The sequence below is a fragment of the Streptomyces sp. NPDC053431 genome, from assembly GCF_044544925.1.
Taxonomy (GTDB): domain Bacteria; phylum Actinomycetota; class Actinomycetes; order Streptomycetales; family Streptomycetaceae; genus Streptomyces.
This window is the reverse complement of record NZ_JBITXX010000001.1, coordinates 1,113,745-1,126,265: the sequence shown is the minus strand read 5'-3', so window position 1 is coordinate 1,126,265 and position 12,521 is coordinate 1,113,745. Positions and strand designations below refer to the sequence as shown.

At 71.7% G+C, this 12,521-nt stretch carries 9 protein-coding genes; 6 read left to right on the top strand and 3 right to left on the bottom strand.

Features of this window, described 5'->3' with window-relative positions; all coding sequences use genetic code 11:
• Position 1: 1 nt before the first annotated feature.
• Both ACIGXE_RS04985 and ACIGXE_RS04980 read right to left on the bottom strand, forming a co-directional pair.
• A complete protein-coding gene (locus ACIGXE_RS04985) occupies positions 2-142 on the bottom strand; it encodes an SPW_0924 family protein (RefSeq protein ID WP_365341662.1) in 141 nt (46 codons plus the stop codon).
• Positions 143-307: 165 nt separating this feature from the next.
• Positions 308-2,044 (bottom strand): lytic murein transglycosylase, encoded by a 1,737-nt coding sequence (locus tag ACIGXE_RS04980; RefSeq protein ID WP_399743112.1) that lies wholly within the window; start codon positions 2,042-2,044, stop codon positions 308-310.
• A gap of 200 nt (positions 2,045-2,244) precedes the next feature.
• On the opposite strand from ACIGXE_RS04980, the gene ACIGXE_RS04975 reads away from it, so the two are divergent.
• Complete coding sequence (locus tag ACIGXE_RS04975) at positions 2,245-3,135, top strand: DUF4184 family protein (protein ID WP_399743109.1); 891 nt, start codon at positions 2,245-2,247, stop codon at positions 3,133-3,135.
• Positions 3,136-3,231: 96 nt separating this feature from the next.
• Here ACIGXE_RS04975 and polA read toward each other — a convergent pair whose 3' ends face one another.
• Positions 3,232-5,952, bottom strand: a complete 2,721-nt coding sequence (gene polA / locus ACIGXE_RS04970; RefSeq protein ID WP_399743106.1) for a DNA polymerase I — start codon at positions 5,950-5,952, stop codon at positions 3,232-3,234.
• A 153-nt stretch (positions 5,953-6,105) separates the two neighbouring features.
• Between polA and ACIGXE_RS04965 the strand changes: the two genes are divergently transcribed.
• The 5 genes from ACIGXE_RS04965 to ACIGXE_RS04945 all read left to right on the top strand — a co-directional run bounded on the left by ACIGXE_RS04965 (position 6,106) and on the right by ACIGXE_RS04945 (position 12,413).
• Entirely contained in the window at positions 6,106-8,394 is a 2,289-nt protein-coding gene (locus tag ACIGXE_RS04965) for an FdhF/YdeP family oxidoreductase (protein ID WP_399743102.1), read from the top strand.
• Positions 8,395-8,479: 85 nt separating this feature from the next.
• Positions 8,480-8,989 carry a PaaI family thioesterase gene (locus ACIGXE_RS04960; RefSeq protein ID WP_399743099.1) on the top strand — a complete coding sequence of 170 codons (510 nt, stop codon included), beginning with the start codon at positions 8,480-8,482 and terminating at the stop codon, positions 8,987-8,989.
• A 434-nt stretch (positions 8,990-9,423) separates the two neighbouring features.
• Complete coding sequence (locus tag ACIGXE_RS04955; protein ID WP_399743096.1) at positions 9,424-10,299, top strand: trypsin-like serine protease; 876 nt, start codon at positions 9,424-9,426, stop codon at positions 10,297-10,299.
• Positions 10,296-10,736: a hypothetical protein gene (locus ACIGXE_RS04950; RefSeq protein WP_399743093.1), complete on the top strand. Its 441-nt coding sequence runs from the start codon at positions 10,296-10,298 to the stop codon at positions 10,734-10,736. The genes ACIGXE_RS04955 and ACIGXE_RS04950 overlap by 4 nt, the downstream gene beginning before the upstream one ends.
• A 438-nt stretch (positions 10,737-11,174) precedes the next feature.
• Positions 11,175-12,413, top strand: coding sequence for a branched-chain amino acid ABC transporter substrate-binding protein (locus tag ACIGXE_RS04945; RefSeq protein ID WP_399743090.1), 1,239 nt, complete (start codon positions 11,175-11,177; stop codon positions 12,411-12,413).
• Positions 12,414-12,521: the final 108 nt, after the last annotated feature.

The window sequence follows — 12,521 nt, the reverse complement described above, 5'->3', positions numbered from 1 at the left end:
CTCACTTCTTGGGGCCGGGATCGGCGGTGAGCAGGGGCTTGGGCGAGGTGGGTCCGTCCGGCGGCAGGTCGACGAGGGAGACGAGCAGGACGAACAGGAGGACGGGAACGAGTCCGATGACGGCGGCGGCTAGGGCGCGCATGGTCGGCCTCCCGGTGCTCGATCTGATACAGCGTCAGGGCTGGGGCACCGTAGCAACGCGACCGCGAGATGAGAACACGTTGCACTCACCGCACACGGCGCCGCCCCCGGGTCCGCGGGGGACTCGGGGGCGGTGCGGGACGCGGTGGTCGCCGGAGGGGCGGCGTCAGGAGGAGGGCGTGGCCCCCGGGGTGGACGTGGACGGCGACGGGGCCGGGGAGGTCGACTCGGACGGGGACGGCGTCGGGGTCGGCTCGGGCTCCGGGGCGGTGACCTTGAGCACGACGTCCACCGTGCCGCCGCCGGGCGAGGTCAGCCGCAGCGTGAAGGTGCCGGCCTTGTCACCCGCGAAGATCTTCGGGAGGACCAGAAGGCCGTCGGCGCCCGTCCTCAGGGTGAGGGTACGGACCGCAGTGCCGTCCTCGGCCTTGAAGAAGGGGCCGTCGGTGGCGGGCTTCGGGTCGTCCGCCGAGGTGACGAAGGTGACGGTCACGGCGACGCCGGAGGCGGTCACCCCGCCGTCGGTGGCCTTGACCCGCACCTCGTCGGCGAACTCGCCGCCGGTGGTGGCCGCGAGGTCCTTGGCGTCGAGGCGGGTGAGCGTGTCGGCGGTGCGCTCGGTGACGGTCGCGGTGAAGGACACCGCGTTCAGGCTCCGGCCCACCACGGTGGCCGTCACCTTGAAACCGCCGGTCCGCTCACCGGCCTTGAGGGTCGGCGCGGCGGCCTTGCCGCTGCTCGCCGTGACGGCGGTGATCTCACGGGCGCCGACGGCGAAGCGCGCGTCCGTGTCGCCCTCGATGCGGAACCGCACCTGGACGCCGGCGACCGGCTTGCCCGCGAGGTCGACCGCCAGGACCGTGGGCCGGTCGGCGAAGGTGCGGCCCGCCTTGGCGGTGAGGGTGCCGGTGGCGGCGCTGTTGAGCCGGACGACCTTGGTCGCGGGGTCGGTGACGGGCGGAGTGGTCGGCGTCGGCTTGGGCTTGGCCGGGGTGGGCTTCGGCCCCGGGGTCACGGGGGTGGTCGGGGACGGCGTCCTCCGGCCGGGCGTGACGCCCCGGTTGTCGCTGCGGTCGCCGGGCAGCACACCGCTGCCGTCGGGCACCTGGTGCGTTCCGCGCTTGTAGTACTCGAACCAGGAGAGGACGGTGTTCAGGTACTCCGTCGAGCGGTTGTAGCTGAGGATCGCCCGGTCCAGGTCGGCCTTGACCGCGAGGTCGCGGTCGTTCGCGCAGAGGTAGAGACCGGCGGCCTGCGCGGCGTCGTAGATGTTGTTCGGGTCCTTCTTCCCGTCGCCGTTGGCGTCCTGGCCCCAGGTGGCCCAGGTGGACGGGATGAACTGCATCGGGCCTATCGCGCGGTCGTGCACGGCGTCGCCGTCGTAGGCGCCCTTGTCCGTGTCCGAGATGTTGGCGAAGCCCACACCGTTGAGCACGGGCCCGAGGATCGGGGAGGTGGTGGTGCCGTTGGCGTCGACCGCGCCGCCGCGCGCCTGCCCGGACTCGACCTTGCCGATGCCCGCCAGGAGCTGCCACGGCAGGTTGCAGCCGGGGTCGGAGGACCGTATCGACTGCTCGGCGCGCTGGTAGGCGGCGAGCACGGTCGCGGGTATGCCCGCCTGCGCGGGGCCGGTGATGACGGGCAGATTGACCGGCGGAGCACCCGGCTTGTTGGGGGTGTTGAGCGGGGGCAGCTCCGTGTAGTACGGCGAGTCGCCGGAGGCCGAGCCGTCCGGGGGCGTGGCCGTGTCGCCCGCACCGATCGGCAGGTCACCGTTCGCGCTGTCCGCGGGCGGCGGGATCGTGCCCGGCGCCTGCGAGGCGGCGAGCGCCGCCACGGCCGCCGCCACCACGGCGCCGCTGGTGGCTCCCTTGCGCAGCCGACGGCCCAAGTGCGCTGCCATACGTGTGGTCCCTCCCCGTGTCCCGCGACCGCGCTCCCCGCGCGGGTCCGACTGCAGACCCTATGCCAACTCCGGTCACGTCGACACCGCGCCCTGACCGTGTTTCACGGTTTCGTCACCACTTGGCCGTCCAGCCGTTCGAGACCCGACGGTCCTGAATACTGGACGCGCTCCGGGCACATCGGACGAGGGGAAGATTCGTGCCGTTCACGCTCAGCCATGCCGCCGCGGTCCTGCCGGGCATCCGCCGGAACGGGACGGCCCGCGGTCCGCTGGTGGCGTCGGCGCTGGTCGCCGGCTCCTTCTCCCCCGACATGACCTATTTCGCCGCGACGGCCGTGCCCGACGCGATGTTCTTCGGGGACGTCACACACTCCTTCCTCGGCGTCGTCACCGTCGACGTGCTCATCACGGCCGCCATGGTGGGGCTGTGGCTGATGGTGCGTGAGCCGCTGGTGGCCCTGCTGCCGCGGGGGTGGCGCGGCCGGGTGTACGCGATCGTCCGGGGCCGGCCGTGGCGGGAGCGCCGTCCGGCGGCGCTCGCCTGGTGGTTCGCGGTCTCGGCGGCGATCGGGGCGACCACGCATGTCGTATGGGACGCGTTCACCCATCTCGACCGGTGGGGGACCCGGCTGGTCCCCGTCCTGGGCGAGGTGGTGGGCGGCCTTCCCGTCTATCTCTACGCCCAGTACGGGGGTTCGGCGCTCGCCCTGGTCCTGCTCACCTGGTGCGCGGTACGGGCGCTGCGGGCGGTGCCCGCGGGCACGCCGCTGCCGGCCGGGGTTCCGGTCCTCGACCGGCGCGGACTGCGGCTGGCGGCGGGGGTGATCGGGGCGTGCGTGCTGGCCGGAGCGGCCCATCGCGTGCTGCGCTGGTACGCGTACTGGGGCCGGATCGACACACCCCTGGACGTCATCCCGACGTTCTGTTTCGGGGCGGGGGCGGGGCTGTTCCTCGGGGTGGTGCTGTACGGGGCGGGCGTGCGGGGCCGGGCGTGGTCGGCGCGGGCGAACGCGCCCGCGGAGGCTCGACCTGAGGACGCCGCTTCGGCGGAACGCGCGCCGGAACGCGCCCGGCCGGGAGCCCGCTGAGCCGGACGCGGCGCCGTGACGACCGCCCGCACGCGAGTGGGCGGAGGTCCGCACGGAAAGGGCCCGGCTCGCGCAGGAGCCGGGCCCTTCTTCCGGTCAGTGGGCCGCCGAGTCCCAGTTCGGGCCCACGCCGACCGAGACGTCCAGCGGGGCGCGGAGGTCGGCGGCGTTGGCCATGTGGGTGCGGACGAGGGATTCGACCTGCTCGCGCTCGCCGGGGGCGAGTTCGAGGACGATTTCGTCGTGGACCTGGAGCAGCATGCGGGAGGCGAGGCCGGCCTCCGTCAGGGCCCGGTCGACGTTCAGCATGGCGACCTTGACGATGTCCGCCGCGGTGCCCTGGATCGGGGCGTTGAGGGCCATGCGCTCGGCGGCCTCGCGGCGCTGCCGGTTGTCGCTGTTCAGGTCCGGCAGGTAGCGGCGGCGGCCGAGCATGGTCTCCGTGTAGCCGGTGGCGCGGGCCTCGTCGACGACACGGCGCAGGTAGTCGCGCACGCCGCCGAAGCGCTCGAAGTAGGTGTCCATCAGACCACGGGCCTCGGCCGGGTCGATGTTCAGCTGCTGGGAGAGGCCGAAGGCGGAGAGGCCGTAGGCCAGACCGTACGACATGGCCTTGATCTTGCGGCGCATCTCCGCGTCGACGGCGGACCGCTCGACGCCGAAGACCTGGGAGGCGACCGTGGTGTGCAGGTCCTCGCCGGAGGTGAAGGCCTCGATGAGGCCCTCGTCCTCGGAGAGGTGGGCCATGACGCGCAGCTCGATCTGGCTGTAGTCCGCGGTCATCAGGGCCTCGAAGCCCTCGCCGACGACGAAGCCGTGCCGGATCGCGCGGCCCTCGTCCGTCCGCACCGGCACGTTCTGCAGGTTCGGGTCGGTGGAGGAGAGGCGGCCGGTCGCGGCCACCGTCTGACTGAAGGTGGTGTGGATGCGGCCGTCCGCCGCGACGGTCTTGATCAGACCCTCGACCGTGGAACGCAGCCGGGCCTGCTCACGGTGGCGCAGCATGATCACCGGGAGCTCGTGCTCGGTCTGGCCGGCCAGCCAGGCCAGCGCGTCGGCGTCCGTCGTGTAGCCGGTCTTGGTCTTCTTCGTCTTCGGCAGGTTGAGCTCGCCGAAGAAGACCTCCTGGAGCTGCTTGGGCGAGCCCAGGTTGAACTCGTGGCCGACCGAGGCGTGCGCCTCCTTCACCGCCTGCTGCACGGCGCCGGCGAACTGCTGCTCCAGCGCCTCCAGGTGGTCCCGGTCGGCGGCGATGCCGTGCCGCTCCAGGCGGGCGAGGAGGGCCGAGGTCGGCAGCTCGACCTCGTGGAGCAGCTCCTTCGCGCCGACCTCCGCCAGCTTCTCCTCGAAGGCGGTGCCGAGGTCGAGGACGGCCCGGGCCTGGGTCATGAGGGCCTCGGCCTCGGCGGTGTCGTCGGCGCCGAAGGCGAGCTGGCCGTCGGCGGCCGCCGCGGGGGCGAGCTCACGGCCCAGGTACTCGACGGAGAGCGCGTCGAGGGCGAAGGAGCGGCGACCGGGCTTCACCAGATACGCGGCGAGCGCGGTGTCCATGGTGACGCCGGCGACCCTCCAGCCGTGCTCGGGGAAGACCCGCATCGCGCCCTTGGCGTTGTGCATGACCTTGGGGCGGTCCGGGTCGGCGATCCACTCGGCCCAGGCCTTCTCGTCGGCCTCGTCGAGCTGCGACGGGTCGAACCAGGCGGCGGCGCCGTCGCCCGAGGCGAGGGCGATCTCGGCGACGTTCCCGGTGCCGAGGGCCCAGCTGTCGAGCGTGGCGACACCGAGCGGCTGTCCGCCGTGCTCGGCGAGCCAGCCGGCGACCTCGCCGGAGCCGAGGACGGTGAAGTCCAGGTCGACGCCGGGCGCCGGGGCGGGGGCGGTCTCCTCGGCGGCGCCGGGGTCGACGGCGAGGAGCCGCTCGCGCAGCGACGGGTTGCGGATCTCCAGGGTGTCGAGGACCAGGGCGACGGCCGTGCGGTCGTACGGCCGGCGGGCCAGGTCCTGGACCGTGCGGGGCAGCTCGACGTCGCGGATCATCTCGGTGAGGCGGCGGTTGAGCTTCACCGACTCCAGGTGGTCGCGGAGGTTCTGTCCGGCCTTGCCCTTGACCTCCTCGACGCGCTCCACCAGCTCGGCGAAGGAGCCGAACTGGTTGATCCACTTCGCGGCGGTCTTCTCGCCGACGCCGGGGATGCCGGGCAGGTTGTCCGACGGGTCGCCGCGCAGGGCCGCGAAGTCGGGGTACTGCGAGGGCGACAGACCGTACTTCTCCTGGACCTTCTCCGGGGTGAAGCGGGTCAGCTCGGAGACGCCCTTGGTGGGGTAGAGGACGGTGGTGTGCTCGCTGACCAGCTGGAAGGAGTCGCGGTCGCCGGTGACGATGAGGACCTCGAAGCCCGCGGCCTCGGCCTGGGTGGCGAGGGTGGCGATGACGTCGTCCGCCTCGAAGCCCTCGATCGCGAAGCGGGGGGCGTGCATGGCGTCGAGCAGCTCGCCGATCAGCTCGACCTGCCCCTTGAACTCGTCGGGGGTCTTGGAGCGGTTCGCCTTGTACTCGGGGAACTCGTCGGAGCGCCAGGTCTTGCGGGACACGTCGAACGCGACGGCGAAGTGCGTGGGCGCCTCGTCGCGGAGCGTGTTCGCCAGCATCGACGCGAATCCGTAGATCGCGTTCGTCGGCTGCCCCAGCGCGGTGGTGAAGTTCTCCGCGGGGAGCGCGAAGAACGCCCGGTACGCCAGGGAGTGCCCGTCCATGAGGAGCAGGCGCGGGCGGTTCTCTTCGGTCATATCGGTCTTCTTCGCTGCTGTCTCGGCCACGGGACGATCCTGCCACGCGCCACTGACATTCCCGTCCACTCCGGCGGTGACCGACCGCACCCGCCCGTCGACCGACCGTGCGTGGTCCGATGTCGGTGGGGCGTGACAGGATCGGAGACGTACGAGGTCCTCCACCGCTCAAGGGAGAGCGCGATGGTCAGCAAGCCGCCGGTCGGCGACCCGGTCCAGGATGCGCCGCAGGTCGCGGCGCCGCAGCACGCGGCCGCCGGGCTGCCCGCGATCGGGCACACGCTGAAGATCGCCCAAGCTCAGATGGGCGTGCGGCGGACCGCCCGGACCCTGCTCAAGGTCAACCAGAAGGACGGCTTCGACTGCCCCGGCTGCGCCTGGCCGGAGGCCGACAAGCGGCACGTGGCGGAGTTCTGCGAGAACGGGGCGAAGGCGGTCGCCGAGGAGGCGACGCTGCGCCGCGTGACGCCGGACTTCTTCGCCGCGCACCCGGTGGCGGACCTGGCGACCCGCAGTGGCTACTGGCTGGGCCAGCAGGGCCGGATCACAAGTCCGATGCTCCTGCCCGAGGGCGCCGACCGCTACGAGGCGGTGTCCTGGGAGCGGGCGTTCTCGATCATCGCGGAGGAGCTGACCGCGCTCTCCTCCCCCGACGAGGCGCTGTTCTACACCTCGGGCCGGACGAGCAACGAGGCCGCGTTCCTGCTCCAGCTCTTCGCCCGCGAGTTCGGCACCAACAATCTGCCGGACTGCTCCAACATGTGCCACGAGTCCTCGGGCTCGGCGCTCAACGAGACGATCGGCATCGGCAAGGGCAGCGTCTCCCTGGAGGACCTGCACCGGGCGGACCTGATCGTCGTCGCCGGGCAGAATCCGGGGACGAACCACCCGCGGATGCTGTCGGCCCTGGAGAAGGCGAAGGCGGCCGGGGCCAGGATCATCTCGGTGAACCCGCTGCCGGAGGCCGGCCTGGAGCGGTTCAAGAACCCGCAGACGCCCCAGGGCATGCTCAAGGGCGCCGCGCTCACCGACCTCTTCCTGCAGATCCGGATCGGCGGCGACCAGGCGCTCTTCCGGCTGCTCAACAAGCTGGTGCTGGAGACTCCCGGAGCGGTCGACGAGGAGTTCGTCGCCGCGCACACCCACGGGTACGAGGAGTTCGCGGCGGCCGCGAAGGCGGCCGACTGGGACGAGACGCTCGCCGCGACCGGGCTCTCCCGGGCCGAGATCGAGCGGGCCCTGGAGATGGTGCTCGCCTCGGAGCGGACCATCGTCTGCTGGGCCATGGGCCTCACCCAGCACAAGCACTCCGTGCCGACCATCCGCGAGGTGGTCAACTTCCTGCTCCTGCGGGGCAACATCGGCCGGCCGGGCGCCGGGGTGTGCCCGGTGCGCGGGCACTCCAACGTGCAGGGCGACCGCACGATGGGGATCTTCGAGCGGCCCTCGGCGGCCTTCCTCGACGCGCTCGACAAGGAGTTCGGGATCGTCTCGCCGCGGCACCACGGCTTCGACGTGGTGCGCTCGATCCAGGCGCTGCGCGACGGCGAGGCGAAGGTGTTCTTCGCCATGGGCGGCAACTTCGTGGGCGCGACCCCGGACACCGAGGTGACCGAGGCGGCGATGCGGAACGCCCGCCTGACGGTGCACGTGTCGACGAAGCTGAACCGCTCGCACGCGGTCACCGGCACGCGCGCGCTGATCCTGCCGACCCTCGGCCGCACGGACAAGGACGTGCAGAAGAGCGGCAAGCAGGTCGTGACGGTCGAGGACTCCATGGGTCTGGTGCACGCCTCGCGCGGCAACCTGCCGCCGGCGAGCCCGCACCTGCTGTCCGAGCCGGCGATCGTGGCGCGGATGGCGCGGGCGGTGCTCGGCACGGGCTCGACCACACCGTGGGAGGCCTTCGAGGCGGACTACGCGGTGATCCGCGACCGCATCGCGCGGGTGATCCCGGGCTTCGAGGACTTCAACGCGCGGCTCGCGGCGCACCCGGGCGGTTTCGCGCTGCCGCACGCGCCGCGTGACGAGCGCCGTTTCCCCACGGCGACGGGGAAGGCGAACTTCACGGCGGCGCCGGTGGAGTTCCCGAAGGTCCCGGAGGGCCGGCTGCTGCTGCAGACGCTGCGCTCGCACGACCAGTACAACACCACGATCTACGGCCTGGACGACCGCTACCGGGGCATCACGGGCGGGCGCCGGGTGGTGCTCGTACACCCGGAGGACGCGACGGCGCTGGGCTTCGCGGACGGGGCGTACGCGGATCTGGTGAGCGAGTGGACCGACGGCAGCGAGCGGCGGGCGCCCGGCTTCCGGGTGGTGCACTACCCGACGGCCCGGGGCTGCGCGGCGGCGTACTACCCGGAGACGAACGTGCTGGTGCCGCTGGAGTCCACGGCCGACATCAGCAACACCCCCGCCAGCAAGTCCGTGATCGTGCGTCTGGAAGAATCGCCGAGGCCGTCCGCCTAAGCGCTTGCTCAGCGACTGTGGGGCGAGTGGACAGCGGGCGGCGAACAGTGATCAGCAGCCGTACGAAGACGAACGGAGCCGGGCCATGGGTGAGCAGCAGCATGTGAAGTTCCCGCAGGAGGTCATCGACGAGTACGCCTCGCTCGGTGTGGACCTGCCGGCGCTCTTCTCGGCCGGGCACCTGGGGAACCGGATGGGCGTGCAGATCCTGGAGGCGTCGGCGGACCGCGTGGTCGGCACGATGCCGGTGGAGGGCAACACCCAGCCGTACGGGCTGCTGCACGGCGGCGCCTCGGCGGTGCTGGCGGAGACCCTGGGATCGATCGGCTCGATGCTGCACGGCGGGGTGTCCAAGATCGCCGTCGGGGTGGACCTGAACTGCACGCACCACCGCGGTGCGCGCAGCGGCCTGGTGACGGGCGTCGCCACGCCGGTGCACCGGGGCCGGTCCACGGCCACGTACGAGATCGTGATCACGGACGAGCAGGACAAGCGGGTCTGCTCGGCGCGGCTGACGTGCATGTTGCGGGAGATCGGCGCGAAGGACGCGGAGAGCCTGCCGGCGGCGGGGCGGTCGGACGGCGCGGGCGCGTAACCCTGTAGGTGCTTCGCCCCTACGACCCGTGCTTCCGTACCCCCAGCCGCACCCGTCGACGGCGAAGAGGCATCTCGGGCGGGAGCCAGCCCCGCACCCGGCGACGGCGGGGAGGGGTTCGGGGTCCGCGGAGGCCCCGGACCCCGGCGGGCCCACGGTTGAGGCGCGGCGCCCGTAGGGGCCGGCGTCAAGGCGCAGGGGGTGGGCCCGGCAAAGGGCGACGTCCCGCGTGCCCACCCGTCCCGCCCCAGCGGGACGACTGCCCACACGGAGGGGGACGGGCGGGCGCCCACGGGGCCGGGGCGGGAGGCGTTGAGGAGGGGGGTAGGCGGCGGCGGGTGGTGGTTTTTGAACTTCCCTTGTTTCAAAGGGGGTTGTTCACACGGGCCACAGCCGCTTCACTGGCGGTCCACTCACACACCGAGGGGACTTCCTTGACCGCGATACGCACCATGACCGCGGCGACCGCCGTCGCCTGTGCCGCCGTGCTCGCCACCGCGATCCCGTCCGCTGCGATCAACTCGTACAACGCGACCCCCGCCCCCGAGCGCACCGAGGTCGGCGCCCTGGTGGCCACCTGGGACAACGACGACGACCCGAGCACCCCGGACCGGGTCGACTGGGTCTGTTCCGGCACCATGATCGACGCGGACACCTTCCTGACCGCGGCGCACTGCACGACGGACTGGCCGGAGAACGTGCGTTTCTTCGTGTCGCTCGACCAGGACGTGCAGGCCGGTCTGGACCGGGCCGCCGCCGAGCATCCGGGGGATCCCGCCGCCGTCGCGCGCGCCGTGGCCGTCGAGGGCGTCGCGCACAGTCACCCCGCGTACCCCGGCCCGGCGGCCGATACCCATGACATCTCGGTGATCGAACTGCCCGCGGCCAAGATCAAGGAGCGTTGGTCCTTCACGCCGGCCACGCTCCCGAAGGCCGGGCAGCTCGACGCGCTGGGCCCCCAGGGACTGAACGAGACCGCCTTCACGGTCGCCGGTTACGGCACCGAGGAGTCGCAGCGCGGCCCCGGCGGCCAGACCCACCCGGGCGGTGGCGTCCGCATGAAGGCGCCGGTGACCTTCAACGCCCTGAACGACGCGTGGATCCGGCTCGGCATGACCGCGCCGCAGGGCAACGGCGGTGCCTGTTACGGCGATTCGGGTGGCCCGAACTTCGCCGCGCTGGGTGGGAAGCGGACCCTGGTGGCGACCACGATCACGGGTGACATGCCCTGCTACGCCACCAATGTGGTGTACCGGCTCGACACCCCGGGCGCCCGCGACTTCCTGAAGCCGTACGTCCAACTGCCGTGACACGCAGCCGTTTCCTCCCGGCCAGGGCCGCGCTCGCCGCGGTCCTGGCCGGCTGCGTTCTGGCCCTGTGCGCCGCTTGCGAGGCGCCGCGGGACCGGGCCGGGGAGCCGGCCGCCCGGACCAGCTCCCCGGCGGACGTGTGTACAAGTCTCGTCTCGTACTGGGTGAAAGAGGCCCTGAAGGGCAGCAAGTGGGCGGGGCTCGACTGGGAGCAGAAGGGCATGTCCAACGAGCAGTACGAGATCCACGACGAGGTGCTGGTCGCGGCGCGGGCGGAGGAGCGGCGCGAGGGGCGCGAGGCGGCCTTCGCGCTGACCGACCGGGAGACCCGTCGGAGGTGCGAAGCGGCGAAGGGCGCGACGGGCAGTTCGGAGAACTGGCGCCCGCCCAGCGAACAGAGAGTTCCGACCAGCGGTTCCCGGCCATCCATGTCGTAACGCTGCGTAACATCCGCGCAATGATGGAACGGAGCGCTCCGGTCCGGCCTTCCGTTCGCTCACGTCAGGGCATGTGTCCGATATCCGGAGAGTCCGCCGAGAGGGCGGTCAGCACCAAGATCTGTTCAAGCCCCTTAGCGGAACTGGGCGTTCTCAGCATGTGAACACTGGACTAGCGACCTATACGCCCCGGTTTGCCCCCAGCCCGCACACCGGTTCCCCCCGTCGGCATAACAAGACAGTCACATCCTGACCTGGGCGCTCCCGGACCTTCCCCGGCTGCGCTTAGAGTCACGGCCAGTCACCGCGCCGCCGGGCGCTTCCTCTGCACGGCCCTGCTCCACCAGTACGGCCCGGCATCGAAAACGGCACCTCTAGCTACACAGCTTCACGGCACCGCCTCAGCTTGAGGGGGCCGCGCCAGGGAAAGGATTTTTCGTGCGACACCGTTCTTTGCTCATCCTGACCAGCGTGCTCACCACGGGAGCGCTCACCCTCACCGCCTGCGGTTCGCGCGACGAGGGCAAGGGCGGCGGCGGCGACAACGCCGGCGGCACCACCACGGTCGTCATCGGTGTGGACGCCCCGCTCACCGGCTCGCTGTCCGCTCTGGGCCAGGGCATCAAGAACTCCGTGGACCTGGCGGTCCAGACCGCCAACAAGAACAAGGAAGTCCCGGGCGTCACCTTCAAGATCGAGGCCCTCGACGACCAGGCCGTCCCGGCCTCCGGCCAGGCCAACGCCACCAAGCTGGTCGGCAACAAGGACGTCGTCGGTGTCGTCGGCCCGCTGAACTCCGGCGTCTCCCAGCAGATGCAGGGCGTCTTCGCCGCCGCCAACCTGGCGCAGGTCTCCCCCGCCAACACGAACCCCTCCCTCTCGCAGGGTGACAACTGGGGCAAGGGCGAGTTCAAGCGTCCCTTCAAGACCTACTTCCGCACCGCCGCCACCGACGTGGTCCAGGGCAAGTTCGCCGCCCAGTACCTCTTCAAGGACGCCGGCAAGAAGAAGGTCTTCGTCGTCGACGACAAGCAGACCTACGGCGCCGGCCTCGCGGCGATCTTCACCGACGAGTTCAAGCGTCTCGGCGGCCAGGTCGTCGGCACCGACCACGTCACCGTGAAGGAGACCGACTTCTCCTCCACCGCCGACAAGGTCAAGGGCTCCGGCGCCGACTCCGTCTACTTCGGCGGCCAGTACCCCGAGGGCGGCCTGCTCTCCGACCAGATCAAGAAGACCGGCGCCAAGGTCCCGGTCATGGGCGGCGACGGCATCTACGACCCGGCCTTCATCAGCGCCTCCGGCGAGGCCAACGAGGGCGACCTGGCCACCTCGATCGGCTACCCGGTCGAGAAGCTCGACACCGCCAAGAAGTTCATCGCGGACTACAACGCGGGCGGCTACAAGGACCCGTACGCGGCCTACGGCGGCTACTCCTACGACGCCGGCTGGGCGATCATCCAGGCCGTCAAGGCCGTCGTCGCCGCCAACGGCGGCAAGGTCCCGACCGACGCCCGCGCCAAGGTCACCGAGGCCCTGGGCAAGGTCTCCTTCGACGGCGTGACCGGCAAGGTCTCGTTCGACGAGTACGGCGACACCACCAACAAGCAGCTCACGGTCTACAAGGTCCAGGGCGGCAAGTGGGTCGACGTCAAGAGCGACACCTTCAACCAGTAAGCACGCCGTCCCGGCCCGAGGCCGGGACACCGCCCCGGCCTCGGGCCGGGAGCCCCCGCACCACCTGATCCACCGCCGCGCGAGGGCGCAAACAGCGCCCTCGCGCGG